The sequence below is a fragment of the uncultured Shimia sp. genome (assembly GCF_947493595.1).
GTDB lineage: Bacteria > Pseudomonadota > Alphaproteobacteria > Rhodobacterales > Rhodobacteraceae > Shimia.
Map to the genome: position 1 here is coordinate 144,836 of NZ_CANLRL010000006.1, position 26,625 is coordinate 171,460.

The window sequence follows — 26,625 nt, forward strand, 5'->3', positions numbered from 1 at the left end:
GGATTACTTCCGCAACGCGCCAGAGGCGATCAGCGCCTCATGCTTGTCTTTGTTGTACCACCAGAAATCGAGCACACCGACCGCATAAGGTGGCAGCTCTTCTGGACGTTCGTACATATCGAAATACGACACCCAGCTTTCACCGACATACCCTGAATGTGCCATGATGCGCTCATAGCGCAGGGCCCGGTCCAAAGCTGTCAACGCCACCACTTCGTCTTCACGTGTTGTGGTCGCCAGCGCCGCATCAATGATCGCATCCACTGCCGAACTACGCAGCGCGGCCGGGTTATACGTAGACACCTCTGCGGTTTTGGACCCAAACATCTGGTGCAAGCCCGTGCCAGCGGCGGCAAAAGACCGATAGCGGTTGTAGATCATATCATAGTCTTTATCGATCCACCGCTGCTGCGCCTGCGCACTGTCAACCTTATCGGCTTTCACTTTGATGCCCCAATTGGCCAGCGTTTTTACATAGGTTTCAATCAGCGCGAGGCGGGTTTCATCCCAGGTCGCAATCACAAGGCAATCCAGCGACATCTGCTTGCCGTCACCATCCACCATTTGTCCCGCATCATTCACGGTCCATCCGGCTTTCTCAAACAACTTCAGCGCCGCGCGCTTGTTGCGGCGGTCAATCGGATTGGACGCGTTAGACGTGTGTGGCACAACCGCCGGCTCCGTCAGCATTTCTGCGGGAATTGCATCGCCCAGCGATTTCAGAAGCGCAAGTTCCGCGCCTTCCGGCACCCCTTTGGCTTCCCACTCTTGGCCTTCAGCAAACGAACTGCGCTGCGTGGTCAACTCATACTGGAGCGATTCACGCACCCACTCAAAGTTAAACGCCAAAGACAACGCATGGCGCACATCGCGGTTGTCCAGCGGCGCGCGCAACGTGTTATACAACATGCCAAAATTTGTCGGCGCAGACCCGCTGGGCAGCGCCTCTTTCTTCACTGTGCCGTTTTGGATGCCAGGGAAGTCATAGCCCGTCGCCCAACGCTTGGTAGACCCTTCTGAGCGGTAGGTGAACTCCCCCGCCTTAAACGCCTCAAACTCAGCGGTTGCGTCGGTGAAATACTCAATCCGAACTTTGTCGAAGTTGAACCGGCCAACGTTGGCCGGGTGATCCCAACCCCAATAGTTTGGATTACGGACATATTCGACGTAGCGGTTAAACTCATAGTCGCCAACTTGATAAGGCCCGGAAGCCATCGGTGCCAAGATCGACGGTTCATCCAACCGCTCACCGGTCTCTTTGTACCAGGCTTCTGAGAAAATCGGCGTCCCACCCACCTGGCTAATCAATGACCGGCGCGAAATGCCCTCGGCGAAGGTGTATTTGATTGTATGATCGTCAATCACCTCAACGCCGGTGATCCGCTCTTTCACAGACCGCGCATAAGACCGGATGGCCTGCTCCAAGAACAGGTTGTGGGTAAACGCCGCGTCCTGCGCCCGAAGCGGGGAGCCGTCGCTAAATACCACATCATCACGCATGTGGAACACACACCATTCCTGACTCTTGGGGTACTCCACCTCTTTGGCAATCAAGCAATAGCTGTCCGTAATGGAATCCGCTGGCGCACCGCCGCCCCAAGGCATTTCGGCAAACATGCTTTCGGCCACAACACCCGCGCTGCTTTCCGGGTTGCCCCCTTTCCAGGAATACCGATTGAACCCGTCAAAGGTCCCGCGTGTGCTCAGGGTAATTGTGCCGCCTTTGGGGGCATTAGGGTTCACGTAGTCAAAATGCGGATAATCCGCCGGATACTGCAAGTCGCCAAAAAACGAATAGCCATGGGAGCGGATGAGTTCGTCCTCATTGGCCCATGCCATCCCGCCGCCAAGTCCGGCACCAATCGACAATGCGCTCCCGCCCATCAATCGCAGCGCCCCACGGCGATCAAACATTGGCCCGGCAATTTTGAATGTCTTTTCTTTCATTTGGCCCCTCCTGCGCCCGCGCGCTTGTCAGCGGAATTCTTACCTTTCAAGCTAAAGGGGGTGGGCAACAACATTCAAGTTCGGAATGTATCAACAGGCCGTGATTCCGCCCAGAGGCGGCAAAATCTCGCTTTTCTTAACACTTTCAATGCTCTGAGCTTCTGGGACCGAGTGGTGAGGCACCACCAAACCCACCGAAAAAACGGCAATCCATCACGTTCTGAAATGCAGGGAGATTGGGTGAGAGGCTGGACAACGACCCAAGCGGGGCTCGTTACGGCTGCTTCCTTCCGGATCTGACCGGGTTGGCGAGGCGCTCGCCCGCGCCAACCTCTCAAGAGGCGATATAGGCGGAACGGATCGAAGATGCAAGCCAGCCCACTCAAATGCTGCCTAACTTTTCAAAGCCGCGCCATATCCAGCTCAAAGCGGGCAAATCCACCCTCAACCGCGCCCAACCTGCGCATTGGTAACCCGGCCAAGTCTAGATACGCCGCCGCCCCCGGTCCCGTGTCAAACACGGCTTTCACGCCTTTCATCCGGTGCAACTGCCAAGTCTCTAACGTCTCGTCGCGCTGTCCCGATGTCTCCGCGATGTGCTGCGCCAAAATATCTCGCACCCGCGCGGGCGCAATCTCCACCGCTCGCTCTTGTCCCATGGCAGGAAAATTCCCACCGCCTCCGCCGCGATAATCGTTGGTCACAAGCAAGAAGTCCTGTGAAGGCGCAATTTGCACGCCCCGCCAGCAGATATCTCCGACCCGCCGGGCCTGCGGGTTGATCAGACTGCCATCCATCGCATAACGCGCTGGTTGCGACAGATCGACCGTGTACGACAGCCCATATATGGCCTCGCGATTATAGGTTGGCGTGTCCCTGTCATAAAGGAACTGCCCCTCCTCTCCGGCAAACAACTGATTGTATACGGCACAGCCTTTCTCCAGCCACTCCACCACATCCCGCCCGCACGTTTGGATCACGCTGACGTGGTTGGAATAGGGCTGCATATCCGCAATGACCCGCGCCGACACTGCCCCCGGGGCCACATCAACATAGTGAAACGGCCCTGCACGTCCGCCACATTTCAAAGGGGCCACTGAGGCCACCAACGGCATGTCTTCCAACCCGCTTCCGGCCAACTCGCGCCGCGCAAAGGCTAGCTTTGCCTCCGCCACCAACCGCGACGCGCAATCGTCCTTCACCATCGAAAAGTAGCTTGTCACTGGCCCCTTCACGGTGCCAATGGTGCGGCGCATATTGGCCAGGGTTTGGGCATGAGCCCCCTGCACGGCCGAAACGATGCGGGGCGATTCCACTGGCGCTGCGCCTTTTTCGGCGCGCAGATCATGCACCTGGACCTCTTGTGTCTCTACCTGCCATCCCTCGGCGCCGCGCACCAATGACAGATCAATCTGCCCCACGTGGGTCGCATAGACGCCCGGCATCACTGCAGGTGTGCCATGTAACGTCCCAGCCACCGGGTCTATTGCCTCGGTCAGTCCAAAACTGGGCGAGGGAAACACGCGGTGCACGTGCCCCGCGACAACCACATCCACACCGTCCAATCCGGCCAAAGGAACAGAAACATTTTCTGTTTCCTCAGTATGGTGATCGTCTCTGACGCCACTATGCGCCAAAGCCACAATTACATCCGCGCCTTGTCGTCGCAATTCCGCCACCTGCCGCCGTGCCGCCGCCATCATGTCCTCCGCAACCAGACGCCCGGCAATGCGCAACGCGTCCCAAGCCACCACTTGTGGAGGCAAGACCGAAAACACTCCCACCTGCAGATCATGATCCTGCCCGCGCTGATCTGTCACCGAGCGTGTCAACAACACATGAGACTGCCACAAATCCGCATAGACCGACGCATCCCGGTCTCGGCTCAAGCGCAGATTTGCACAAAGCACAGGGGGTAAAAGCGCCTGAAGCGCCGCCCGCACGTCCTCGGCTGGCATGTTGAACTCGTGATTGCCCAGCCCGATGGCATCATATCGCAAGGCATTCATGGCTTTCACAACCGGATTGTCCGCCCCAACACCAGCGCCTCCCTCATAAGGGTCAGCGATCGCGGCGCCTTCCAAAAAGTCGCCATTGTCGAACACCAGTGTCGCCGGCACCTCTTCCCGCGCAGCCTCAATCACCGTTGCCGCGCGCGCCAAAGACCCCAGCTCTGTCGCGCTGTCCTTACTGTAATCGTAATCAAGCAGCGTCGCATGCACATCGCTGGTCGCCATGATGCGCAGAGCAACACGCGCTCTTTCAGACCCTTTCAGGCGTGTGTGTGACACAACAGTTCCTTAGATTCGTTCCGGCGCCTAGGAGGACTAAATTCAAGTCGCACAGCCATCAGGCCACCCTAGTCCTGCCCAGTGTGCGCAACTTTAGAATGATTGTAAATCACAAACTAGCGCACCTTTGAGTACAAACCGTTCTATTCAAACAGATGTGATTGCAGCCCACCGCGCAACATGCCACCTCTGTGCCAACAGGAGAGCACAATGCGACACGCCGAAACCGTTACCTTTGGGGGGTCCGCCCTCAACCGCGCCGCCGAAATCCGCGGTGAAGACGCCAACGCCCACGTCACAAACCCCAACAGCCGCAGCATCGTCCTCTGGCGTGGCAAGCCGCTGTTTTGTGGGGAAAACTGCGCCCAATTGGCCTACCTACCCACCAACCATCCGCTGCTTCAAGAAGCCAAAGAGCCGCCGGTTCCACCAATCTTCCTGGGCCTTTCAGAGGACGGAAGTGCGCTCTACGCCCACGACATTTCCGCCTGGACCCCACCGGAACTGGACGAAGCCCAACTCCAGCAGTTCTTTGACCCCACCCAACAGCATCACCCGGCTCTCCCTGCCGATCATCTGTTTGTCGAGATACGCGGTGTCATGGCTCATCTTTCGCCACGCGACGCCGAACTGGCGGCCACTGCACGTTCCATTTTTGCTTGGCACCGCTCCCACCGTTTCTGCTCCAACTGCGGCGAGGAAAGCCGCATGGCGCAATCCGGCTGGCAACGGGATTGCCCCGCTTGCGACACCTCCCACTTTCCCCGCACCGATCCAGTGGTGATCATGCTCGTCACCAAAGGCAACAAGGTGCTGATGGGCCGCTCTCCCGGATGGCCCGAGGGCATGTACTCCCTTCTCGCAGGGTTTGTGGAACCCGGCGAAACACTCGAAGCCGCTGTCCGGCGCGAGGTCTTTGAAGAGGCAGGCGTGCGCGTCGGCGCCGTGTCCTATCTCGCCAGCCAGCCCTGGCCGTTTCCCTCGTCTCTGATGTTTGGCTGCGCCGGCGAAGCACTGAACGACGACATCACTCTGGACCCAAATGAAATCGAAGATGCACTCTGGGTCAGCCGCGAAGACATGCTCACCGTGTTCTCCGGTCAACACCCCACGTTGAAACCTGCACGCAAAGGGGCCATCGCGCACTTCCTTCTGCGGAACTGGCTTGCGGACAGGCTCGAATAACGCGACTATAGCCGCAAAATAGCAGCAGACGCAGAGGCACCATGGAACTCACCGGCAGAGAAGACGTCGACATCCCTATTGCACAGGCATTTGACATGCTGACGGATGTCGAAGTGTACGAACGCTCCGCCCTGCGCCGCGGTGCAGAGGTCACCCGCCTCGACTCTCTGGCCCGCCCCGGCGTGGGTGCCAAATGGGAAGTCGGCTTCCAGTTTCGCGGCAAATCCCGTGAGCTAAATCTGGAAATGACCGGATTTGACGCGCCCAATGAGATCGAGATGAAAGCCATTCTGCAAGGCTTGGAGACCGACATCAAAATCGAACTGGTCGCCCTCTCGCGCACCCGCACCCGCATTCAGTTCTGGTCCGGTATGCGCGCCAACAGCCTGTCAGCACGACTTTTGTTGCAGTCGCTCAAACTGGCCCGCAGCTCGCTGAACAAACGTATGGGCAAACGAATGGCAGCGCTGCGCGACGATTTGGAAGACCGCTACTCGCGTATGGCTTAAGGCCTACCAATCCACACACGCGTAAGTGGTTGCGCTTACCGCACACCATGGCCACATTGGCATTGTACAAGTGTGGGTAAAACGTTTTGTGGCTCCGTTACTTCGCAAGCCAATCTGGCATACAGCCATGGAGTATGCGCCATCTTTGGCCTTTCTCGCTGTGTCTCTGACAACTGACAGCCTGCGCAGCGCAGGCTGGAGTGGCGCAGGCCTCGCGCTGATCACCTGCTGTTTGTATGCTAAGCGCATCCTGTCACCGCACAGCTTATTCCTGGGCATCAACCTCTACTTGCTGAGTATTACCCCCACGATCGAGGCCCTCTATGCCTTGGACCTGGAGGCGGCCGGAGCAGTGTTAAATACCTACGCGCAACCTCTGCTATTCTTGTCGATATTGACTACAGGCTGCATTCTCGCGGTGGTTTCAAAAACCGGCTTCCTCAATATCCCTCACGTGAATGACAGCCAATCAACCAAACAAAGCAACCGTATCCTGATTGGTGTCAGCACAGCAGCAACGGTTTGGGCGCTGTCCTTTGACAGCAACCGATTTTTGCAGATGTCGCTTCCGATGATACTGCTCTTTGCAACACACAGAGCACTTGCCGCCCGTGCGATACGTAAGTCTACCGAACCGCGTCGCGCTCCGCTGGGTACACCCCCAGAATAGTCACGTCATTGGTGAAATACCGCAGCTCATCCATCGCCAGTTGGACAGAGCGATCCTCTGGATGGCCTTCAATATCGGAGTAAAACTGTGTCGCGGTGAAGCTGCCGTTGACCATATAGCTTTCCAGCTTGGTCATGTTGATGCCGTTGGTGGCAAAGCCGCCCATCGCCTTATAGAGCGCCGCAGGAATGTTGCGCACTTCAAACACAAATGTGGTCATCATTTTGTGGTCCGTGCGACGGGCATAATCCGGCTCACGCGACATAATCAGGAAGCGCGTGGTGTTGTGACCGTGGTCTTCCACATCTCGCGCCAGCACATCCAGCCCATAGATCTCCGCCGCCAGCTCTGACGCCAACACACCTTCGTTGCGAGTCTTATGCTCAGCCAACTCCCGTGCGGCCCCAGCGCTGTCCGCTGCAGAGTACCCTTTCATGCCATGCGACTTCAGGAAATTGGCTGACTGCGGCAACAGCACCAGATGCGCCCGCACCGTGTCGATCTCCTCCATCGGTACGCCCGGCAAGCCCATCAGACTGATCCGCACCCGTACAAAGGCCTCATCAATGATGTGCAAGCCGCTTTCCGGCAACAGACGGTGAATGTCCGCAACACGCCCATAGGTGGAGTTCTCGATTGGCAACATGGCCAGATCCGCCTGACCACTCTTCACCGCGTCAATCACCTCCTCAAAGGTGCGGCACGGCATCGCCTCCATTTCCGGCCGCGCTTTGCGGCAGGCTTCGTGGGAGTAAGCGCCCGCTTCCCCCTGAAAGGCGATCCGATTGGTCAATTGGTCCATTTTGTCCCTCTTCTCCCCGGTTTCTGCGCAATTTTTGTACCGAGGGCGTTTCGTCGCGGTAACTATACCTTGCGTTCGCTTAGGGGAAGCGGATAGATAGCCGACAAACGCCACGAGACGGAAACGTAGCATGTTCGACACGATGACAATGACCAAAGTAGTGGGCGCCCTCTGTGGGGCTCTGCTGGTATTCCTGCTGGGCGGCTGGGCCGCTGAAATCCTGTACCACACCGGCCCCAAAGGCCACGGTGACGATCACGCCCAACAGGCGTATGTGATCGAAGTGGAAGGCGGCGACGACGCCGGTGCCGCAGTTGAAGAAGGTCCCTCTCTGGAAGAGCTGCTGGCTGCTGCTGACGTCGACAAAGGCGCCAAGGTCTTCAGCAAGTGTAAAGCCTGCCACAAACTGGACGATGGTGCGAACGGCACCGGTCCTCACCTCTACGGTGTGGTTGACCGCGCCGTGGACTCTGTTCCTGGCTTCAACTACTCCGGCGCGCTCGTTGCTGTCGCTGACACTTGGTCCGCGGAGAACCTCGACGGTTTCCTGACAAACCCAAAAAGTTTCGCACCAGGCACCAAAATGGCTTTCTCCGGTCTGAAAAAGGCCACCGACCGCGCCAACCTGATTGCCTACTTGGCGACCATCGGCGGCTAAGCCTTACCGGTTTTGTGAATTTGGAAAGACCGCAGCATCGCCTGCGGTCTTTTTCTTTTGGTCTTCTGCCTAGGCTTGTGTGAGCACGCCATGTGTGGCCCAGGCCATCTGCGCATCGGTCTCCACCGCACAGGGCCGCACTTCGCGCAATCGTGCCAAAGCGTCAGATGGTGTTTCCCCTCCATCAAGCAGCACGCGCAGCAAAACCATACCTGAACGGCCGCACCCCCCCTTGCAGTGAATCAAGACGCGCGCGCCTGCGGCCACTTGCCCTGCCACATCCTCACAAAGCGCCGCCCACCGCACTCCCTCCTGTTCCGATGGGTTCTGAAAATCAACAATAGGCCTGTGCCACCACGCAATCTGATGCTCAGCCAACAGCGTTCCAAGGCCTTGCGCACCCGCCGCATCCAGTTCGTGCGCTTCGGTCAAAGTCAGGACCAGAGACGCCCTCCAAGCCGAAATGGTCTCAACAGCTTCCGCCACATCTCCATCGCCGCCCGGGATCGGGGAAATTCCCAGAGCACCTTCACCGAGCTCTAAAGTTGCAATCGCGAATCCCATTTTTCATCCTTTGCCTGAGTGTGCCTGGACAGAGGATTACAACCCCTGCCGAGTCGTCGACTCACCCGATTTTTGATACAATGTGACGCCTCTTTTCAGGAGGACCAACCCATGAAACTCAAGACAATTTTCCTAACCACAACTTTAATTCTAGCGTCCGCAAGCCTCGCAACGGCCGGTATCGGCAACGGCAAAGGCGTCGACAAAGGCAACAAAAATGGCTGGGGCGATTCTGGCGGCGGCTATGACGGCAAATCTCCCAAAGGCCTCAACGTGAGCGGTGACAACGGTCGCGTAGATAATGGCGGCGGCAATGGTGGTGAGAACCTTGAAGGCAACACCCCCAACAAAAACGGTGAAGACGGCGGCGGTGACGACGATCCAAATTGATGTGATCTGACGCTTCATTCACAACAATCGAACGCCCTGCAAATTGCAGGGCGTTTTGCACATGGAGTTGCTGGACGCAGACCGTTCCAGCGCATAGTTTGCCAAGGACAAACGGCACGAGGCACCATGACCGACTCTCCAGACACCGCCTATCAGGTTCTCGCACGCAAATACCGCCCCGAAACCTTTGCGGATCTGGTTGGGCAGGACGCGATGGTGCGCACCCTGAAAAACGCCTTTGAAGCGGATCGGATTGCGCAGGCCTTTGTCATGACCGGCATCCGCGGCACCGGCAAAACCACCACCGCGCGGATCATCGCCAAAGGCATGAACTGCATCGGCCCCGATGGCGGCTCTGGCCCCACCACCGAGCCCTGTGGTGTCTGCGAGCATTGCACCGCCATCATGGAAGGCCGCCACGTCGACGTGATGGAGATGGACGCCGCCTCCCGTACCGGTGTGAATGACATCCGCGAAATCATCGATTCCGTGCACTACCGTGCCGCCTCCGCGCGCTACAAGATCTACATCATCGATGAGGTGCACATGCTCTCCACCAGCGCGTTTAACGCGTTGTTGAAGACGCTTGAGGAACCGCCCGCGCACGTAAAATTCATCTTTGCCACCACCGAGATTCGCAAAGTCCCGGTCACGGTACTGTCGCGCTGCCAACGCTTTGATCTGCGCCGCATTGAGCCCGAAGACATGATTGGCATGTTGACCCGCATCGCCACATCCGAGGGTGCGGAGATTGCCGACGATGCGCTTGCGCTCATCACCCGCGCGGCTGAAGGCTCTGCACGGGACGCCACCTCTCTGCTGGACCAAGCGATTTCCCACGGTGCTGGAGAAACCACCGCGGATCAAGTCCGTGCCATGCTGGGGCTTGCGGACCGGGGCCGCGTGCTCGACCTGTTTGACATGATCCTTCGCGGCGATGCCGGTGGCGCACTCAACGAGCTGTCCGCCCAATATGCCGCTGGGGCTGATCCGATGGCGGTGCTGCGCGATCTGGCGGAGATCACCCACTGGGTCTCAGTGGTGAAGATCACCCCTGAAGCTGCCGAAGACCCCACTGTCAGCCCGGACGAACGCGCCCGTGGTCAGACCATGGCGACCGACTTGCCGATGCGCGTGCTCACCCGCATGTGGCAGATGTTGCTCAAAGCACTTGAAGAAGTCGCCGCCGCGCCCAACGCCATGATGGCCGCCGAAATGGCGATCATTCGCCTGACCCACGTCGCGGACCTGCCCAGCCCGGAAGAACTTGTGCGCAAACTGCAAGACACGCCCCCTCCCCCCACACCACCCAACGGTGGTGGCGGCTACGGTGGTGGCCCAGGCGCAGGTAGCACCAATGCACAAGGCGGCCCAATGGCTGGCGGTAGTGGCCCAATGCATGGCGCGCCAACAGCCCACGCCGGCGGCGGCACCGTGACAGCGCTGGCCGTGCAGAACGACGCTGCTCTGGCCAAATACCCAACCTTTGAACATGTAGTGGAACTGATCCGCCAACGCCGCGACGGCGTGCTGCGCGTGCATGTCGAAGAATACGTGCGCCTCGCCAACTACCAGCCCGGCCGCATCGAGTTTCAACCCGCGCCCGGTGCCCCCAACGATCTGGCGCAAAAGCTGGGCAGCCAACTGCAACGCTGGACCGGCACCCGCTGGGCGGTGATCTTGGTGAACGAAGGCGGTGCGCCTTCGATTGCCGAAATCCGCGACGCCGCTGAAAACGAAATGCGCGAGCAAGCGCTGGGCCACCCGCTGGTACAGGCGGTGATGGAAGCCTTTCCAAAATCTAAAATCACCGACATCAAATCCCGTCGTGAATTGGCAAATGAAGCGCTTGCAGAAGCTCTGCCCGAGGTCGAAGACGAATGGGATCCGTTTGAAGAGTGAGCCATTCTAGCGCTTAACGCTATTTGCCATCAAACCCTTGTTTATAAGCCACCTGATCCGTATCTAGGCGGCAAGCAATCACATTTAGGAGAGACCCAATGCTCAAAGGACTCGGCAATCTCGGCGACATGGCCGGCATGATGAAAAAAGCCCAGGAAATGCAGACCCGCATGACCGACATGCAGGACGAGCTGCACAACATCATGGTGGTGGGCGAAAGCGGCGCCGGTCTGGTGAAAGCCACCGCCTCTGCCAAGGGCGAGCTGAAAGCATTGGACATCGATCCTTCGATCTTCAACGGCGACGACAAGGAAGTGGTCGAAGACCTGATCCTGGCCGCAATCAAAGACGCGCAAACCAAAGCCAGCGACCGCGCGCAAGAAGAGCTTGGCAAAATCACCTCCGAGCTTGGCTTGCCAGCGGACATGAAACTGCCGTTCTAAGGTAGGTGTGTTCCGGGTTGGTTCTTGCTATAGTCCAACAAAAGGCATGCCAGAAAAGGCCCGGACATGAGCAGTTCCGAAATTGACACACTGATAGAGATGATGGCCAAGCTGCCCGGGCTTGGCCCCCGCTCAGCCCGGCGCGCGGTGCTGCACCTGATCCGTAAACGCGCACTTTTGCTCACACCATTGTCTGACGCCATGTTGCAGGTCGCCGCCACCGCGCGTGAATGCCTGAACTGCGGCAACGTGGGCACCTCCGATATTTGTGACATCTGTTCTTCCGAGAAACGCGCCACCGGTGTGCTGTGCGTGGTCGAAGACGTGGCTGACCTCTGGGCCATGGAACGGGCGCAGGTGTTTGACGGCCGCTATCACGTACTTGGTGGCACTCTCTCCGCGCTAGAAGGTGTTGGCCCTGAAGAGCTCTCTATCCCGCGCCTGATGGACCGCGTTGTCAGCGAAGGGATCTCTGAGGTCATCCTCGCGCTCAACGCCACCGTGGATGGCCAAACCACTGCGCACTACATTGCGGACCAATTGGAAGAGCACGTGCGCCTGACATCTCTGGCGCAGGGCGTGCCGGTGGGGGGCGAGCTGGATTACCTCGACGAAGGCACCATCAGCGCGGCCCTGACAGCCCGCAAAACCCTCTAATCCTCCCCTAAAACAAAAAAGGCCGCGCTGGGTAAGCACGGCCTTCCAATCTTGTACTGTTACAGCGCTTACCGCGGCTGCTCTTCCTCATCGCCACCCGGCAAGTTGAAGAAGCTGTCCGCATCCGCAAAGTCGTCGTCAGAGCGCTTATCGGTGTCATCTTCATCGTCATCCGCCAGAGAGAAGGTCTCCAGACCCTCAATCGAGGTCGGCATCTTCGGCTCCGCGTCCATCTCCAGCGATTGCTCGGTAGAGACCAGCTTACGACGCTCGTCATCCGACATCACAACGCCTTCGGCAGCGCGCTTAGCCGCAGCCTTCTGAACTGCTGCGTCAAGCTCAGACTGCTTACACAGGCCCAGAGCCACAGGATCAATCGGCTGAATGTTCGCGATGTTCCAGTGGGTCCGCTCACGAATCGCCTGGATGGTTGGCTTGGTGGTGCCCACCAGTTTGCTCACCTGACCGTCAGACAGTTCCGGGTGGAACTTCACCAGCCACAGAATAGACGCAGGGCGGTCTTGGCGCTTGGACAGCGGGGTGTAGCGTGGGCCGCGGCGTTTTTCTTCACCAGACGCCGCTGCGTTGAACTTGAGCTTCAGTTTCGCCAGCGGATTTTTCTCCGCTGCATCGATGTCCGCTTGAACCAGCTGGTTGTTGGTGATCGGGTCAAACCCCTTCACGCCCGCAGCCACATCGCCATCTGCGATGCCCTGAATTTCCAGCTCGTGCATGCCAACAAAATCCGCGATCTGTTTGAAGCTGATCGTGGTGTTGTCCACCAGCCAGACGGCAGTGGCTTTGGGGTGCAGCAGCTTGGCCATATCTCTACTCCTTACGACGTTTTTCCCCTGAAAAAGGATACAGATTTCCCGGCGCCTGACTTTTGCCAGACGGCACCGATGGTCTGGTGCGGGTTTCCGTTGTAGGGGAACTTGAGCCCGATATAGTGCGGCTGAACAAAAAAGGAAAGAGTGAATGCGTTCATTGCTGGGTATAGCCCTTGCCCTGTTGGTTTCTGGGCAGGCAATTGCCGACGGCGATAAAGCCGGTGAGTTTGACTATTATGTGCTGGCACTCAGCTGGTCCCCCAACTGGTGCGCCATCGAAGGCGACGCCAAAGGCAGCCCGCAATGCGATGACAGCGAAGACTTTGGCTGGGTTATGCATGGTCTCTGGCCACAGTATCATCGCGGCTGGCCGTCTCACTGCGTCACATCAGAACGCAATCCGCCGCGCCATGTGACCAACTCTATGGCCGACATCATGGGCACCTCTGGCCTGGCTTGGTACCAGTGGAAGAAGCACGGCAAGTGTTCCGGCCTGTCCGGCGAAGACTACTTCGCCACCGCGCGCAAAGCCTATGAGAGCGTCACCCGCCCGGCTGTGTTCCGCAAGCTAGACAAAACCGTGAAACTGCCCGCCTCCGTGGTGGAGGATGCATTCCTCAAAGCCAACCCACAGCTTGAGCCGGACATGCTGACCATCACGTGCCGTGACAGCTTCATTCAGGAAGCCCGCGTGTGTTTGTCCAAAGACCTGACACCGGTGCCCTGCGGCCGAGACGTAATCAAAGACTGCACGCTCCCCAACGCGCGCTTTGATCCCGTCCGCTAGACCTTATTGATACGCAGCGCGCCTCCACGCGCGTCTGCGCATTTCTCTGCGGAGAAATCGGCGCTGTCCGCACTGGTGTTCACAGCCTTCACTGTGCCGGCGCTGCGGCGCATGTAAAACGGCACAAAGCCCTCCGCGATCCCCGACCGGGACATGGCGTTCATTTCACCACAATAGACCCGATCGCCATTGCTCAGCGCCATAATCTCAAAGTTCTGAAACCGCGCTTCGCCAGGGAGGTCCGTCTGGACCGCCAATTGGTTTTTGGCCCAATACACCTCACCGGGTTCCAGCGGTGCGGATTTGGTTGAAACTTTTGTGGTGCCACCGGAGCAGCCCGTGGCCGCCGCGATTACCAAAAAAAGTGCCACCTTATACATCTCAAAACTCCCAGGTCGTGTCTCCGTTGGTCAGAGAAACACCATGAGAATGCGGCTGAAAGGCGGCAAAAATGCAGAAAACCCGGCCCATTCAGGACCGGGTTTTCTTAAACTTGTTCAGACAATCAGCAGGCTTAGTGCAGCTTGGCGTCTACTTCAGAGATACCAGCGTCGATCAGCTTGTTGGCTTGCGCCGCTGTCATCTGCTGGGAAATCACGTCACGAGCTGCGCTTACGGCGACAACAACCGCCTGATCGCGAACTTCTTTGACAGCCGCGGCTTCTGCCGAGGCAATCTGGTCTTCCGCAGCGGCCAGACGGCGCGCGATAGAAGCTTCCAGATCAACTTTTGCCTGGTCCGCAGCTGCCTGAGCTTCGCTCTTGGCGTGCTCTACGATGCGGGCAGCTTGCTCCTGAACTTCTTTCTGTTTGCGCTCATAAGACGCCAGAACCGTCTGGGCTTCCTCACGCAGGGCGCGGGCTTCGTCCAGTTCGGATTTGATGTCGTCTGCACGTTTGTCCAGAAGGCCGCCCAGAATGGAGGGCACTTTGAAGTACATCAGGATTGCGACAAACAGGATAAAACCCAGTGTCACAATAAAGTCAGTGTTGCGCAGCGAGAAGAATGGACCGCTTGCGGCCAGCGCCGGGGTGGCGCTCAGCGCCATGACAGCTGCAACTGTGGTCAGTTTACGCATGTGTCTTAGCCCTTCATCTGCGCATCAACGGCTTTTGCCACATCCGCATCATCAGCTGTGCCACCCAGGGCAGATACCAATTCAACAGTGGTGGTGTTGGCCACGTCTTTGATGCTTTCCAGCGCACCGGCACGGATCGCGGCAATCGCCTTCTCCGACTCGGCAGCCTTCGCTGCAATATCTGCGTCCGCCTTTTCGGTGGCCGCGTTCAGGTCAGCCTGGATCTCCGCTTTGGCTTCGGCAACGATACGCGCTGCTTCGGCTTTGGCGTCGGCGAGGGCTTTGTTGTAAGCCTCTTCCGCTTCCACGGCTTTCGCCTTCAGCTCTTCAGCTGCGGCGATGTCATTCGTAATGGTCCCCTGACGCTCTGCCAGAACCGCAGCGATGCGCGGCAGCGCAATGCGCGACAGGACGAGGTAGATCACAACAAGTGTGATCAGAAGCCAGACCACCTGGTTGCCCCAAAACGAGGGTTCCAGCTGCGGCATTGGATGTACCGCTTCAGCGGCGTTGGTATTGGTCGCCATAGCGTCCTCCTTGGGAACTTCCTGGTTACACTGGGTGAGCGCGTGGCGCCCACCCAGCCGTAAGGATGTATTCCGCTAGGCTTAGACGGCGAACATCAGCAGCAGAGCGATCAGGAACGAGAAGATGCCCAGTGCTTCTGCAAACGCGATGCCGATGAAGAGAGTTGCAGTCTGGGAAGCAGCTGCGGATGGGTTGCGCAGAGCGCCGGCCAGGAAGTTGGCAGCAACGTTACCAACACCAAGTGCTGCGATGCCTGTACCCATGCCTGCGAGACCTGCGCCGATGTGTGCGAGTTGACCTTCCATGAGTGTATCTCCTTACGATTGGAAGTTAATAGATAGAGTTCGAGTTCTGGGACCGTTAGTGCGAAGGATGCAGCGCATCTTTCAGATATACACAGGTCAGAATGGTAAAGACGTAGGCCTGGATGAAGGCAACAAGCACCTCAAGGCCATACATTGCGGTGATCGCGACCACGGACACCGGGCTGATCACCGCCACAGCAGCAAAGCCTGCGAACACTTTGATCACGGCGTGACCGGCCATTACGTTGCCTGCCAGACGAACGCTGTGACTCACCGGACGGACAAAGTAGGAAATCACTTCGATCACGGCCAGCACCGGACGCAGCGCCAGCGGCGCGCTGGACACCCAGAACAGGCCAAGGAAGCTTGCGCCGTTTTTCACAAAGCCAACAACGGTCACGGTCACAAACACCAGCAGCGCCAGCACGATGGTCACGGCAAAGTGGGATGTGGTTGTGAAGGAACCAGGGATCAGACCCAGGAAGTTGGACATCACGATGAACATGAACAGCGTCATGATATATGGGAAGAACTTGACGGCGTCTTTGCCGGCTACGTCTTCGACCATTTTGTAGATGAAGCCATAGGCCAGCTCACCGATGGACTGTCCGCGGCTCGGGATGATCGCGCGACGACGTGTGCCCACAACCATCATGGCAACTACCGCCACAACAGCCAGCGCCATCCACAGGGTGACGTTGGTGATGGTGAACAGGCCAACTTCGTGGCCGCCAAACAAAGGCTTCACCAGAAACTGATCCATTGGGTGGAATTCTAGGCCGCCTTGTTCTGCGCCGTGTGCTTCGCTTGCCACGTTCAGTCCCTCTCGTCTCTCTCAGTGGCCTCAGCCACTTGTTTCTTTTCGATCTCTTTGGCGCTGTTCAGCATCGTTTTGACGCCAGCGGCCAGACCAAGCATTGTAAACAGCACCAGAAAAATCGGGATTGTCCCGAACAGGCTGTCCAGCCCGTATCCGATGCCAAATCCGATCCCAAGACCGGAAACCATTTCGATGACCATGCGCCAGGCCAAATTGGCCGCCGAATAGTGCTCATCAGCGCGGGGTTTTGGGTCTTGAGCCTTCTTGGCTGCTGCGATCCGGTCCTCCAGACGTTTCATCTGGTCTTTGTGGTCGGTCTCGCTCACGCGCAATTAACCCCTCGCTAACGTTGGCGCATTGCTACGGTGCAGCACGTTCTGAGTCAATGCGTGAATCGAGGTTGCGGCAATCGGCATAAATCATTGAAAACATTCACGATAACCCCAACCCCATGATGACTGGCCGTCGACCATTGTTGCCTGACTGCCTCAATTCCCGCCTCACGACGATATTCAACGATTTGGTTGATCTTTGCCGCGCCGCGGCTCTGGCACCCGCATTTCTGGTTCGGTCTGACCCATTGCTGACGCTAATGGATTGCCCCTAGGGCGCTCCGGGCGCGCCCCTTCATTGACCCCACCCGCCCTCACCCGTTAGGCAGGGCGCATGTCAAATCCACTCGACACCGTCTTCTCTGCCCTCGCTGACCCAACACGGCGCGCGATCCTCAACATGTTGCTTGAGGATGATATGGCCGTGACCGATGTGGCGGAGCCGTTTGACATCTCTCTCGCCGCAATTTCCAAACACCTGGTGATCCTGACCAAAGCTGGCTTGATTGCACAAGAGAAACGCGGGCGGGTGAAGTGGTGCAAACTGCAACCGGACGCCATGCGTGCCGCCTCGGTCTGGATGCAGGGCTTTGGGCAATTTGAACCGGTCAATCTGGATGCCTTTGAGCGCTTCCTTGAAACCGAGCTTACGCCGCCGTCTCCCGCAGACACGCCCGAATAAACTTTGCCGCCGATCGGTAATGTGACGACGCCGCCGCCTCCGCCCAGCGTCCGGTGGTCCAGTTGTTGTTGCCACCTTTCATCGCCTTGCCATACAGCGCCTCTTGATCCAGACCATCAATCAACTGATGCCACCGCAAATGCGCCGCCTCAAACCCAGCCTTGGCCGTGCCCCAATCCACATCCTGATGTTTGGCCAGCAAGTCTGCGTTATACGCTTTAAGCTGGTTCCACTTATATCCTGGCGCCGGAAAGGCCACCGCTATACCCGCCTGCCCATCGGCATACCAACCTAAAAACAAATCAATCCAATGCGCGCGATGTACCAACACGTCGCGCATGCTCCAATTGTCTCCATGTTGATACAGCGCCAGATCCGGCGGCACGGTCGCAATCACTTTTTGAAGTTTCTTAAATTCAACGTCGGCAACGGCCAACAAATCCGCTTTGGTCGTAGCTGCAGGCATAACGCACCTCCCGCTCAAAGATACTTGCGCGCCACATCTTCATCTTTGACGTGAGTCAAGGCACCCAATGAGCGAATCTGCAGGAAAAAATTGGTAGCACCCAAAATCTGCCTTAGCCAGGCGCGTCTTATCCCTCGTTTTCAAGCAGCATCCACAGCGCCACACAGGTCAGGCCAATGCCAATCAGCACAAAACCACTGGGCGCCCCATGCCCCAAGCCGATCTCCCACAAGATCACCCAGCTGGGCACCAGATAGGTGTAGGCCATAACCTTGGCACTGGGCAGGTGCAGCGTGGCAAACTGCAACAAAACAAAGGTCGCTGCGGAGGCAAACACCGCCAAATAGACAATGGTCCCCCAGACCAGCGGTTCCAGCGCCAGCCACTCTGTTGTCCAAAGATCGCGCCACCCAACGCCGGTCAGGATCACCAACCCGGCAATCAGGGTGCCAAAGGTGAACACCACCGGCGCTTCGCCACGGTTCAACTTACGGACCATCGGCGTATAAAGCGCGTGCAACATGCAGCCCCAGAAATAGTAGATTTCGCCCTGCCCCACTTCAAAGCGCAGAAACGCCTGCCAGTCAGCCCGAAAAATAACCCACAGCGCCCCGATGCCGCCAATGCCCAGTGCCACAAACATGCGCTTGGTGGTGATCTGACGCAGTAGAACCCAGCCAAATCCGGCCGACATGAGCGGCGTCAAAGTGAACACCGCTGCCGTGCTCACTGGATGGGCGGTCTTCAATCCCTCAAACATCAGCACAAAATAGCCCGCAAACAGCCCGCCAAGGATCAGATATCGCCAAGGCGCACGCCATGCAGTGGCCGGGAGGCCTTTGGTGGCCAGAGCCGCCACCCCAATCACCCCCGCCGCAATCAAAAAGCGCACCGCGTTAAGTGCCGCGGGTTCCACCGCATTGGCGCTCATTGATCCAAGCGAAAACGACCCGGCCACCAATGCGGAGAACAGCAACATGGCCAAATGGCCGCGCAAATGTAGCGTCATCGCGTGGAAGTCCAATCCTGCGCCCGCTCTTTGAGGAACGCCAAAAACGTCTGTACTTTGATGGTGCGGTGTAGATCTACATGGGTGATCAGACGCACATTGATTGCCCACTCATCTCTGGGCGCCAAGACCTGCGTCAACGGTTCACCCGGTTCGACATCCCATACAGGCAAAAACCCCAAACCTGCGCCTTGACGAATCCCTGCGGCGGTGGCCCGGTCAGACGACGAGCGAAACACCACATTTTCACGCGGCACCTGCGTCTTCAGCCACCGGTAGAAAGGCGCCCGGCTGTCTGGATTGTCGTGCCCAACAAAGCGATGGTTCACCAAATCTGCTTCATCTTTTGGCGCGCCATATTTGGCAATATACTTATCCGCGCCGTACATCGCTGCGGGCAAATGCGCGAGCTTTTGCACCACATTGTCCGGCTGCACCTCGCCATCTCCGGCCCGGATCGCCACATGCGCCTCGCCATATTCCAGTCGGAACACCCGATCTCCGGTCAAAAACCGCACCATCAGATCTGGATGTGCTGCCTGAAAATCCGCAAGGATTGGCGCCACCAACGGGGCAAACCCGCCCAACGCCGTGACCACCAATTCACCGGACACATCCGCGCCGCGACCTTTGATACGGCCCTCCAATTGACCCAGCTGATCGTCCGTGGTCTGTGCCACGCGCATCAGGTCTTCCCCCGCTTCCGTTGGCGTATAGCCCCGCGCATGGCGCTGAAACAGCTTCACGCCCAACTGCGCCTCTAACGCGTCAATGTGGCGGATCACCGTGGCATGGTGCACACCCAAAACTTCTGCCGCGCCACTCACAGTGCCCAGTCGAGCCACCTGAAACGCCGTGCGCACCTCATCCCAATTCTTCATGTCCTGACCTCACTGCGCTTTGTGCAAATTCAAACACGTCATGCGCATTTGCTGCGATTGCGTGTGAAATTGCAATACCCCATCTTCTCCTCAATCACAGACACACTCGCATGGAGATCCACAATGACCCACACAGTTCTGCACATCGACAGTTCCGCACGCTTCACCGATTCCGCCTCCCGCACCGCCTCTGCGGCACTGGTCGCTGAGCAAGACGCCAGCCACGTCATCCGCCGCGATCTGGCGGAAACCACGCTGCCGTTTTTGGACGAGGCCTTCACCCAAGCCACCTTCACCCCGCCAGAAGCCCGCACCGGCGCCCAGAAAGCCGCGCTGGAAATTTCTGACACGCTGGTTGCAGAGCTTCAGGCGGCAGACACCATTATTATTGGCGCCGCGATCTACAACTTTTCCATCCCGGCGTCGCTAAAGGCCTGGATCGACCAAGTGGCCCGCGCTGGCGTGACTTTTGCCTACACCGACACCGGCCCCAAAGGCCTGCTCGAAGGCAAGAAAGTCATTGTCACCTTTGCCTCCGGGGGCACCGAAATTGGCTCCGACATCGACTTCGCCTCAAACTATCTACGCTTTGTCTTGGGCTTTTTGGGCCTCGCAGATGTGACCATCCTCAACAAAGACGGTGCCGAAGTGGCCGCCAAAGCCGCCTAAGCTTCTTCTTGCCCAAAATAGCCTGGGGGAGTCACATCTTGGATGTGACGGGGGCAACGCCCCCTACCCCAACTCCAGCATCTCGGGCGCCACGCCCAGTTTCTCAAGGAACAGCCAAAGATCACCCACATTCATCGCCACCGTGCGATCATTCACCAGCGGATGCATGTAGATCTTCTCAGCCTCTTTCACGGCTGCATCAATAAAGAACCGCATACCCGCCTCGGCCCCGTTGATCATCGCCAAAGGCGTCACCGCCCCGGGCCGCACCCCCAGGTTCTGCAACAACCGATCTGCCGACCCAAACGACAGCCCGCCCACGCCCAGCTGTTTGCCCAAGGCCTTTAGATCAATCTCGCGATCCTGCTCCAGCGTCACCAGATAATTGCGCTTCTTCTTGTCTCGCAAATACAGGTTCTTGACGCGAAACGCGGTCTCGCCCTCCACCTGCATGGCGTCCTCTACAGACTTGGCATCCTCCACCGTGCGCAGCGGCACATGTTCGTGCAGCACGTAACCCAGCCCCCAGTCCTTCAACTGCGTCAAAAGCGCGTCCGAACTCACCGGTAACGTGTCTTGAAACTGAGATGATGCATCCGCCATATTGCGATCTCCTTATCGCGATCCCCGACATGCTTCTTCTGCGCAACACTGCTAACCGTCAAGAAAATTTGCCTTGAACAATGTCGATTGCCACCGCAAATCTAAGCCATGCGAGTGACCCGAGACACCCCGACCCTTCTTGTGATTGACTGGGTGCGTTGGCCACTTGCAATTTTGTCTGCGGCAGTTTTCCTGATTGGCGTTTGGTTTCTTTTTCGACCTAATGAAGCGCTGGATGGCGAGGCGCTTATTGTCGGTGTCACGTTCATACTTATCGGCGGCGCTATTTTTTGTTCCGCGTCCCAGCGTAGGCGTCTAACCTTAAACCGCGATACTGGCATCGTGGAGTTACGCGTGCATTCGCTTTTAGGAACTTCGGTTCAAGAATACCCACTGGATACGCTCCGGGCCGCGCGTTGCGAGCGGGTCGAGGACGAAAACACATACTATAACCTTTTTTTGGAGTTCACAGACGAAACGATCCCTTTGAATTCTTCCCTTGCTTCTTGGGAGCTAGAACCCGAGGCCCACATTCACATCAACACCTGGCTCGCAAACCACGCCCCTGTTGACTCTACACCTCCTTCGGCGTAAACGCGCAGCACTTCCGGGAGTCCGTCAAACTTCCGGTCCCAGGCATCATGCCGGGATCGCCCCCCATCAGCGCGTCGCGCCCATGGGGGACATTGGCGTATGGGCGGTTCGTACCTATGTTCGGGCCATGTTTGAAACGGTGAAAGGAACCGGCAGCGATGTTTGAAAATCTAAGCGAACGCCTCTCTGGAGTCTTTGATCGTCTCACCAAGCAGGGTGCCCTGTCTGAGGACGACGTCAAAACCGCGCTGCGCGAAGTGCGCGTTGCCCTTTTGGAAGCCGACGTTTCGCTGCCCGTCGCCCGCGACTTCGTCAAAGCCGTGCAGGAAAAAGCCACCGGTCAGGCTGTCACCAAATCCGTGACACCGGGCCAGCAGGTTGTAAAAATTGTGCACGACGCGTTGAAAGACGTGTTGGCCGGGGATGAAAACGCCGAAACCGGCGCGCTCAAAATTGACAGCCCACCCGCACCGATCCTGATGGTCGGTCTGCAGGGTTCTGGTAAGACCACCACCACCGGTAAGCTCGCCAAACGCCTGACCGAGAAAGACGGCAAGCGCGTGTTGATGGCCTCGCTCGACATCTATCGCCCAGCCGCGATGCAACAGCTTCAGGTACTTGGCACCCAGATCGGCGTCGACACCCTGCCCATCGTGGCCGGTGAGTCCGCCGTACAGATCGCCAAACGCGCCAAGCAACAGGCGACACTGGGCGGCTATGACGTCTACATGCTCGACACCGCTGGTCGTTTGCAGATCGACGAAGTCCTGATGAAAGAGGTCGAGGACGTGCGCGACGTGGTCAACCCACGCGAAACACTCCTCGTGGTCGATGGCCTCACCGGTCAGGTCGCCGTGGAAGTGGCCGAAGAGTTTGACGGCAAAATTGGCATCTCCGGTGTGGTCCTCACCCGGATGGACGGTGATGGCCGTGGCGGCGCAGCGCTCTCGATGCGCGCAGTGACCGGCAAACCGATCAAATTTGTCGGCCTCGGCGAAAAGATGGACGCGCTCGAAACCTTCGAGGCGGACCGGATCGCAGGCCGTATTCTGGGCATGGGCGACATCGTTGCCCTTGTTGAGAAAGCCCAGGAAACCATCGAGGCTGAGCAAGCCGAAAAAATGATGAAGCGCTTCCAAAAAGGTCGCTTCAACATGAACGACATGAAAATGCAGCTTGAGCAGATGCAGAAAATGGGCGGCATGGAAGGCATGATGGGCATGCTTCCCGGCATGGCCAAAATGGCCAAAGGCGTTCAGGACGCCGGCTTTGACGACAAGATGATCCTGCGCCAGATCGCCATGATCCAGTCCATGACCAAAATGGAACGCGCCAACCCGCAGCTGCTGCAAGCCTCGCGCAAAAAGCGAATTGCCAAGGGCTCCGGCATGGAGGTTTCTGACCTCAACAAACTTCTGAAGATGCAGCGCCAGATGGGCGACATGATGAAGAAGATGGGCAAAATGGGCAAAGGCGGCATGCTGAAGCAGGCCATGAAAGGCATGGTTGGCAAAGGTGGCGCGGACATGGCCAACATGGACCCGTCCCAGATGGACCCGAAACAACTTGAAGCCGCCGCCAAAGCGCTTGGTGGCAAAGGCGGCCTGCCAGGCGGTCTTGGTGGATTGGGTGGCGGCATGGGCCTGCCCCCTGGCCTGTCGGGCTTCGGGAAGAAAAAGTAATGATCACCTGCACCCTCACATATGAGATCGACCCAAATCAGGTCGCGGCCTTTGAGGCCTACGCCAAGGTTTGGATTGGTCTGGTCAACCGGATGGGCGGCACCCATCACGGCTATTGGCTGCCATCTGAGGGGGCCAATGACGTGGCCTATGCGATGTTCTCTTATCCGTCTCTGGCGGCCTATGAAGCGTATCGCGCCGCGTCGATGGAAGACGAAGAGTGCCAGAAAGCCTTTGCTTTCGCACAGAAAACCGGCTGCATCCGCCGCTACGACCGCACATTCACACGCCCGGTGCTCGACGCTGCGCCAATCGAGGCTTTGGACGCGTTCTGATGACCTTGCACACCACATACCCTTGGGAGGCTCCCGCCTCCGGAGCTGCCGCCGCACTGGCGACGCAGGTGGAAATGTGTGTGCCCACGCTTGAGACTCCACGTCTGTCTTTGCGCCCGATGCGCCTGACAGATTTCTCCACCTTTCACGCCATTCTCTCCAGCGACCGTACGGTCTTTATGGACGGCCCGTTTGACCGAGACGAAGCCTGGGCCGAGTTCACCCAATGTGTAAGCGGCTGGATGCTGCGCGGCGTCGGCTATTTTACCATCCTGAAACGCGACACCGGAGCCATTTTGGGCTTTGTTGGTTTGGGCATGGAATTTGGCGACCAGGAACATGAGCTGGGCTACTTCCTCACCAAGGACGCCGAGGGTTTTGGCTATGCCACCGAAGCCGCCGAAGCCGTGCGCGACTTTGGTTTGGGCCAGATGGAACTGCCGTCTTTGGTCAGCTACATCGACCTGCCCAACACGCAATCTGCCGCCGTCGCATCGCGCCTCGGTGCCAAACGCGATGCGCAGGCCGAGGCGATGTTTTCCGAGCCGGTTCAGGTCTGGCGTCACCAGCTGGAGGCCTACGCGTGATGCGCATTGAGATCCCCCAGCTTGAAACCGACCGTCTGATCCTGCGCGGCCCGCAGTTGTCTGACTTTGACGCTATTGCGGCGTTCTTTGCCTCTGACCGCTCCAAATTTGTCGGCGGCCCAATGTCGGCCGAACAAGCCTGGCGCACCTTGGCATTGGAAGCCGGCCATTGGACCCTGCGCGGCTACGGCCGCTGGATTGTAGCGGAGCGCGACACCAACGCGCCGGTCGGCAATATTGGCCTGTGGTTCCCGCACGGCTGGCCAGAGCCAGAAATCGGTTGGGACCTGTTTGAAGGGTTCGAAGGCAAAGGCTACGCCACCGAGGCCGCCACAGCAGCCCGCAGCTACGCCTACGACGTACTCGGCTGGGACACAGCCATCAGTTTGGTGGACCCCAAAAACACCGCCTCTCGCAAGCTGGCGCAACGCATGGGCGCACGTCACGACGGCGACTTCACGCATGAGCGCTTCGGCACCGTGCAAATCTGGCGTCACTTGCCTCCGGGCGAACTCGTCAATGGTGGAATGGAGGCCTACGCATGAGCCTCAACATAAACATCCCCGTGATCGAAACTGAGCGTCTGCGCCTGCGCGCGCCACAGCTTTCCGATCTCGAAGCCATGACCAAGTTCTTCGCGTCTGACCGCAGCCAATTTGTCGGCGGCCCGCGTGACGAAGCCACAACCTTCATGAGCCTGACCAGCCGCATTGGCCACTGGGTTGTGCGCGGACATGGCCTTTGGCATTTCGAAGAAAAAGAAACCGGCACCTTTATGGGCTGGACCGGCGTGATCAACGCCCCCGGCTGGCATGAGCCTGAACTGGGCTGGAGCGTGATGGAAGCTGGCGAAGGCAAAGGCTACGCCTCCGAGGCGGCGATTGCTGCGCGCACTTACGCGGCCACACACTTCGGCATGCCCCAGCTGATGAGCTACTTGGCGCCAGCCAACGCCCGATCCATCGCCATGGCCAAACGGCTTGGCGCCACCTATGAGCGCGAACATCAGCTGCATGGCAAACTTTGCCATGTGTACCGCCACCCCAAAGTGGAGGCCGCATGATGCCCACCAAGACCATACCAATCCTTGAAACCAAACGTCTGGTCCTGCGCGGTCCGGAACCTGAGGATTACCCAAACTTCAAGGCCACTTTCGCGTCCTATCGCTCCCGCTTCATGGGCGGACCTTTGAACGCCTACGAAACCTGGATGCTCTATGCGGCTGAAATCGGTCACTGGAATATCCGTGGCTATGGCATGTGGATGATCCACGACAAAGAGACCGACGAAACGCTGGGCATGGCTGGTGGCTGGTTCCCCGCCAAATGGCCGGAGCGCGAAATCGCCTGGATCATCTGGCCCGACAAAGCTGGTCACGGCTACGCGCTGGAATCCACCCACGCCGTGCGCCGCTATTTCTACAACGAGCTGGGCTGGGACGGGGCTGTGTCCTATATCGACCCGAAAAACCTCGACTCGATCCGCCTCGCAGAGCGCCTTGGCGCCGTGAAAGACAAATCCGCCCCGTCGGTGGATGGCCACGACGTGGTGTACCGCCACCCCTCGCCTGACGCGCTGGCCTCCTCTCAGATTGGCGACGCCATCGAGATGGAAATCAGCCACTACGCCGACCCGATGTTCAAACCGAAAGGCTACGCACTTGACTGACGACACCCAACGCGCCGCCGAATTGCTGAAAGGCTACCGCGACAGCATCGACCGCCTCGACGCGATCCTCGTCTACACTTTGGGCGAGCGGTTCAAGGCCACGCAGGCTGTTGGCAAGCTCAAAGCCGAACACGACCTTCCCCCGTCCGATCCGGATCGCGAAGCGAACCAGATCGCACGTCTTGAAGATCTTGCGAAGAAGGCCGATCTGGACCCTGAATTCGCCAAGAATTTCCTGAATTTCATCATCGCTGAGGTCATTCAGCACCACAAGAAACATCAGGAATAACAAACCGTTGAGCAGGGCTGCCTCTGTTCTTCGACACCAACCCGCACCGCACTGGTGCAACACTCATGCACCCCGGTGCACACGCCATTATAGGAGATACACCCATGGCTATGAAAATTCGTCTCGCCCGCGGCGGTTCCAAAAAGCGCCCATTCTACCGTGTTGTAGCAGCGGACTCCCGCATGCCACGTGACGGCCGCTTCATCGAGAAGCTCGGCACCTACAACCCACTGCTGCCAAAAGACAGCGAAGAGCGCGTTAAGCTGGACATGGAGCGTGTTCAGTACTGGTTGAACGAAGGCGCACAGCCAACTGACCGTGTGTCCCGCTTCCTGGAAGCTGCCGGTGTTGTTGCCAAAAAAGAGCGCTCCAACCCTAAGAAAGCTGAGCCTGGCCAGAAAGCCAAGGACCGCGCGGAAGAGAAAGCTGCAAAAGCAGCTGATGCTTCTGAAGAGTAAGACG

35 protein-coding genes and 1 other RNA gene are annotated in these 26,625 nt (G+C 58.2%); 20 read left to right on the plus strand and 16 right to left on the minus strand.

Features of this window, described 5'->3' with window-relative positions:
• Positions 1 to 3: 3 nt before the first annotated feature.
• The 3 genes from Q0955_RS14890 to Q0955_RS14900 form a co-directional block, all read right to left on the minus strand.
• Positions 4 to 1,947, minus strand: a complete 1,944-nt coding sequence (locus Q0955_RS14890; RefSeq protein ID WP_299425494.1) for an extracellular solute-binding protein — start codon at positions 1,945 to 1,947, stop codon at positions 4 to 6.
• Positions 1,948 to 2,185: 238 nt separating this feature from the next.
• Positions 2,186 to 2,284: signal recognition particle sRNA small type (gene ffs / locus Q0955_RS14895), an RNA gene on the minus strand.
• A 64-nt stretch (positions 2,285 to 2,348) separates the two neighbouring features.
• Positions 2,349 to 4,238, minus strand: a complete 1,890-nt coding sequence (locus Q0955_RS14900) for a bifunctional 2',3'-cyclic-nucleotide 2'-phosphodiesterase/3'-nucleotidase (RefSeq protein WP_299425497.1) — start codon at positions 4,236 to 4,238, stop codon at positions 2,349 to 2,351.
• Positions 4,239 to 4,448: 210 nt separating this feature from the next.
• On the opposite strand from Q0955_RS14900, the gene nudC reads away from it, so the two are divergent.
• The 3 genes from nudC (at position 4,449) to Q0955_RS14915 (ending at position 6,602) form a co-directional block, all read left to right on the plus strand.
• Positions 4,449 to 5,423, plus strand: a complete 975-nt coding sequence (gene nudC / locus Q0955_RS14905; protein ID WP_299425500.1) for an NAD(+) diphosphatase — start codon at positions 4,449 to 4,451, stop codon at positions 5,421 to 5,423.
• A 41-nt stretch (positions 5,424 to 5,464) separates the two neighbouring features.
• On the plus strand, positions 5,465 to 5,932 hold the full coding sequence (locus Q0955_RS14910) for an SRPBCC family protein (protein WP_299425503.1): 468 nt from the start codon (positions 5,465 to 5,467) through the stop codon (positions 5,930 to 5,932).
• A gap of 127 nt (positions 5,933 to 6,059) precedes the next feature.
• Positions 6,060 to 6,602, plus strand: a complete 543-nt coding sequence (locus Q0955_RS14915; protein WP_299425506.1) for a hypothetical protein — start codon at positions 6,060 to 6,062, stop codon at positions 6,600 to 6,602.
• Here Q0955_RS14915 and Q0955_RS14920 read toward each other — a convergent pair.
• Positions 6,559 to 7,395 carry a prephenate dehydratase gene (locus Q0955_RS14920; RefSeq protein WP_299425789.1) on the minus strand — a complete coding sequence of 279 codons (837 nt, stop codon included), beginning with the start codon at positions 7,393 to 7,395 and terminating at the stop codon, positions 6,559 to 6,561. The genes Q0955_RS14915 and Q0955_RS14920 overlap by 44 nt on opposite strands.
• Positions 7,396 to 7,534: 139 nt before the next feature.
• Here Q0955_RS14920 and Q0955_RS14925 point away from each other — a divergent pair, with 139 nt between their 5' ends.
• Entirely contained in the window at positions 7,535 to 8,062 is a 528-nt protein-coding gene (locus tag Q0955_RS14925; RefSeq protein WP_299425509.1) for a cytochrome c family protein, read from the plus strand.
• Positions 8,063 to 8,131: 69 nt separating this feature from the next.
• Here the strand turns inward: Q0955_RS14925 and Q0955_RS14930 are convergent, their stop codons facing one another.
• Positions 8,132 to 8,626 carry a protein-tyrosine phosphatase family protein gene (locus Q0955_RS14930; RefSeq protein WP_299425512.1) on the minus strand — a complete coding sequence of 165 codons (495 nt, stop codon included), beginning with the start codon at positions 8,624 to 8,626 and terminating at the stop codon, positions 8,132 to 8,134.
• Positions 8,627 to 8,737: 111 nt separating this feature from the next.
• On the opposite strand from Q0955_RS14930, the gene Q0955_RS14935 reads away from it, so the two are divergent.
• From Q0955_RS14935 to recR, 4 genes are all read left to right on the plus strand, one after another.
• Positions 8,738 to 9,016 carry a hypothetical protein gene (locus Q0955_RS14935; RefSeq protein WP_299425514.1) on the plus strand — a complete coding sequence of 93 codons (279 nt, stop codon included), beginning with the start codon at positions 8,738 to 8,740 and terminating at the stop codon, positions 9,014 to 9,016.
• A 93-nt stretch (positions 9,017 to 9,109) separates the two neighbouring features.
• On the plus strand, positions 9,110 to 10,918 hold the full coding sequence (locus Q0955_RS14940; RefSeq protein WP_299425792.1) for a DNA polymerase III subunit gamma/tau: 1,809 nt from the start codon (positions 9,110 to 9,112) through the stop codon (positions 10,916 to 10,918).
• A 98-nt stretch (positions 10,919 to 11,016) separates the two neighbouring features.
• Positions 11,017 to 11,361: a YbaB/EbfC family nucleoid-associated protein gene (locus Q0955_RS14945; protein WP_168591473.1), complete on the plus strand. Its 345-nt coding sequence runs from the start codon at positions 11,017 to 11,019 to the stop codon at positions 11,359 to 11,361.
• A 66-nt stretch (positions 11,362 to 11,427) separates the two neighbouring features.
• The gene (gene recR, locus Q0955_RS14950; protein ID WP_299425517.1) at positions 11,428 to 12,018 is read left to right on the plus strand and encodes a recombination mediator RecR; all 591 of its coding nucleotides are present in this window, start codon (positions 11,428 to 11,430) and stop codon (positions 12,016 to 12,018) included.
• A 68-nt stretch (positions 12,019 to 12,086) separates the two neighbouring features.
• Here the strand turns inward: recR and Q0955_RS14955 are convergent, their stop codons facing one another.
• Entirely contained in the window at positions 12,087 to 12,842 is a 756-nt protein-coding gene (locus tag Q0955_RS14955; RefSeq protein WP_299425520.1) for a DUF1013 domain-containing protein, read from the minus strand.
• A gap of 154 nt (positions 12,843 to 12,996) precedes the next feature.
• On the opposite strand from Q0955_RS14955, the gene Q0955_RS14960 reads away from it, so the two are divergent.
• Positions 12,997 to 13,635, plus strand: a complete 639-nt coding sequence (locus Q0955_RS14960) for a ribonuclease T2 (protein WP_299425523.1) — start codon at positions 12,997 to 12,999, stop codon at positions 13,633 to 13,635.
• On the opposite strand, the gene Q0955_RS14965 is transcribed toward Q0955_RS14960, so the two are convergent.
• The 6 genes from Q0955_RS14965 to Q0955_RS14990 form a co-directional block, all read right to left on the minus strand.
• Entirely contained in the window at positions 13,632 to 14,015 is a 384-nt protein-coding gene (locus Q0955_RS14965; protein WP_299425526.1) for a hypothetical protein, read from the minus strand. The two genes, Q0955_RS14960 and Q0955_RS14965, sit on opposite strands and share 4 nt — an antisense overlap.
• Before the next feature lie 134 nt (positions 14,016 to 14,149).
• The gene (locus Q0955_RS14970) at positions 14,150 to 14,713 is read right to left on the minus strand and encodes a F0F1 ATP synthase subunit B (RefSeq protein WP_299425528.1); all 564 of its coding nucleotides are present in this window, start codon (positions 14,711 to 14,713) and stop codon (positions 14,150 to 14,152) included.
• Positions 14,714 to 14,718: 5 nt separating this feature from the next.
• The gene (locus Q0955_RS14975) at positions 14,719 to 15,240 is read right to left on the minus strand and encodes a F0F1 ATP synthase subunit B' (RefSeq protein WP_299425531.1); all 522 of its coding nucleotides are present in this window, start codon (positions 15,238 to 15,240) and stop codon (positions 14,719 to 14,721) included.
• A gap of 81 nt (positions 15,241 to 15,321) precedes the next feature.
• The gene (locus tag Q0955_RS14980; protein ID WP_299425534.1) at positions 15,322 to 15,546 is read right to left on the minus strand and encodes a F0F1 ATP synthase subunit C; all 225 of its coding nucleotides are present in this window, start codon (positions 15,544 to 15,546) and stop codon (positions 15,322 to 15,324) included.
• Between the two features lie 55 nt (positions 15,547 to 15,601).
• On the minus strand, positions 15,602 to 16,360 hold the full coding sequence (locus tag Q0955_RS14985) for a F0F1 ATP synthase subunit A (RefSeq protein WP_299425537.1): 759 nt from the start codon (positions 16,358 to 16,360) through the stop codon (positions 15,602 to 15,604).
• 2 nt (positions 16,361 to 16,362) lie between these two features.
• Positions 16,363 to 16,692, minus strand: coding sequence for an AtpZ/AtpI family protein (locus Q0955_RS14990; RefSeq protein ID WP_299425540.1), 330 nt, complete (start codon positions 16,690 to 16,692; stop codon positions 16,363 to 16,365).
• Between the two features lie 340 nt (positions 16,693 to 17,032).
• Between Q0955_RS14990 and Q0955_RS14995 the strand changes: the two genes are divergently transcribed.
• On the plus strand, positions 17,033 to 17,380 hold the full coding sequence (locus Q0955_RS14995) for a metalloregulator ArsR/SmtB family transcription factor (RefSeq protein ID WP_299425542.1): 348 nt from the start codon (positions 17,033 to 17,035) through the stop codon (positions 17,378 to 17,380).
• Here Q0955_RS14995 and Q0955_RS15000 read toward each other — a convergent pair.
• The 3 genes from Q0955_RS15000 to Q0955_RS15010 form a co-directional block, all read right to left on the minus strand.
• Entirely contained in the window at positions 17,346 to 17,846 is a 501-nt protein-coding gene (locus Q0955_RS15000; protein WP_299425544.1) for a ClbS/DfsB family four-helix bundle protein, read from the minus strand. The genes Q0955_RS14995 and Q0955_RS15000 overlap by 35 nt on opposite strands.
• A gap of 127 nt (positions 17,847 to 17,973) precedes the next feature.
• Complete coding sequence (locus tag Q0955_RS15005) at positions 17,974 to 18,855, minus strand: DMT family transporter (RefSeq protein ID WP_299425547.1); 882 nt, start codon at positions 18,853 to 18,855, stop codon at positions 17,974 to 17,976.
• The gene (locus Q0955_RS15010) at positions 18,852 to 19,736 is read right to left on the minus strand and encodes a LysR family transcriptional regulator (RefSeq protein WP_299425550.1); all 885 of its coding nucleotides are present in this window, start codon (positions 19,734 to 19,736) and stop codon (positions 18,852 to 18,854) included. Before Q0955_RS15010 ends, Q0955_RS15005 begins: the two co-directional genes overlap by 4 nt.
• A 123-nt stretch (positions 19,737 to 19,859) precedes the next feature.
• Here Q0955_RS15010 and Q0955_RS15015 point away from each other — a divergent pair, with 123 nt between their 5' ends.
• Positions 19,860 to 20,405, plus strand: coding sequence for an NAD(P)H-dependent oxidoreductase (locus Q0955_RS15015; protein ID WP_299425552.1), 546 nt, complete (start codon positions 19,860 to 19,862; stop codon positions 20,403 to 20,405).
• A 63-nt stretch (positions 20,406 to 20,468) separates the two neighbouring features.
• Here Q0955_RS15015 and Q0955_RS15020 read toward each other — a convergent pair whose 3' ends face one another.
• Positions 20,469 to 21,008 carry a prolyl-tRNA synthetase associated domain-containing protein gene (locus Q0955_RS15020; protein ID WP_299425555.1) on the minus strand — a complete coding sequence of 180 codons (540 nt, stop codon included), beginning with the start codon at positions 21,006 to 21,008 and terminating at the stop codon, positions 20,469 to 20,471.
• Positions 21,009 to 21,116: 108 nt separating this feature from the next.
• Between Q0955_RS15020 and Q0955_RS15025 the strand changes: the two genes are divergently transcribed.
• From Q0955_RS15025 to rpsP, 9 genes are all read left to right on the plus strand, one after another.
• Positions 21,117 to 21,602 carry a hypothetical protein gene (locus Q0955_RS15025; RefSeq protein ID WP_299425557.1) on the plus strand — a complete coding sequence of 162 codons (486 nt, stop codon included), beginning with the start codon at positions 21,117 to 21,119 and terminating at the stop codon, positions 21,600 to 21,602.
• Between the two features lie 158 nt (positions 21,603 to 21,760).
• Positions 21,761 to 23,284, plus strand: a complete 1,524-nt coding sequence (ffh, locus tag Q0955_RS15030; RefSeq protein WP_299425560.1) for a signal recognition particle protein — start codon at positions 21,761 to 21,763, stop codon at positions 23,282 to 23,284.
• Entirely contained in the window at positions 23,284 to 23,619 is a 336-nt protein-coding gene (locus Q0955_RS15035) for an NIPSNAP family protein (protein ID WP_299425563.1), read from the plus strand. The genes ffh and Q0955_RS15035 overlap by 1 nt, the downstream gene beginning before the upstream one ends.
• Positions 23,619 to 24,206 carry a GNAT family N-acetyltransferase gene (locus tag Q0955_RS15040; RefSeq protein ID WP_299425566.1) on the plus strand — a complete coding sequence of 196 codons (588 nt, stop codon included), beginning with the start codon at positions 23,619 to 23,621 and terminating at the stop codon, positions 24,204 to 24,206. The genes Q0955_RS15035 and Q0955_RS15040 overlap by 1 nt, the downstream gene beginning before the upstream one ends.
• Positions 24,206 to 24,751 carry a GNAT family N-acetyltransferase gene (locus Q0955_RS15045; protein ID WP_299425569.1) on the plus strand — a complete coding sequence of 182 codons (546 nt, stop codon included), beginning with the start codon at positions 24,206 to 24,208 and terminating at the stop codon, positions 24,749 to 24,751. Before Q0955_RS15040 ends, Q0955_RS15045 begins: the two co-directional genes overlap by 1 nt.
• Entirely contained in the window at positions 24,748 to 25,269 is a 522-nt protein-coding gene (locus tag Q0955_RS15050; RefSeq protein ID WP_299425572.1) for a GNAT family N-acetyltransferase, read from the plus strand. Before Q0955_RS15045 ends, Q0955_RS15050 begins: the two co-directional genes overlap by 4 nt.
• On the plus strand, positions 25,269 to 25,874 hold the full coding sequence (locus Q0955_RS15055; RefSeq protein WP_299425575.1) for a GNAT family N-acetyltransferase: 606 nt from the start codon (positions 25,269 to 25,271) through the stop codon (positions 25,872 to 25,874). Before Q0955_RS15050 ends, Q0955_RS15055 begins: the two co-directional genes overlap by 1 nt.
• On the plus strand, positions 25,867 to 26,163 hold the full coding sequence (locus Q0955_RS15060) for a chorismate mutase (RefSeq protein ID WP_299425578.1): 297 nt from the start codon (positions 25,867 to 25,869) through the stop codon (positions 26,161 to 26,163). Before Q0955_RS15055 ends, Q0955_RS15060 begins: the two co-directional genes overlap by 8 nt.
• A gap of 104 nt (positions 26,164 to 26,267) precedes the next feature.
• On the plus strand, positions 26,268 to 26,621 hold the full coding sequence (gene rpsP / locus Q0955_RS15065) for a 30S ribosomal protein S16 (protein ID WP_299425581.1): 354 nt from the start codon (positions 26,268 to 26,270) through the stop codon (positions 26,619 to 26,621).
• The last annotated feature ends 4 nt before the right edge of the window (positions 26,622 to 26,625 follow it).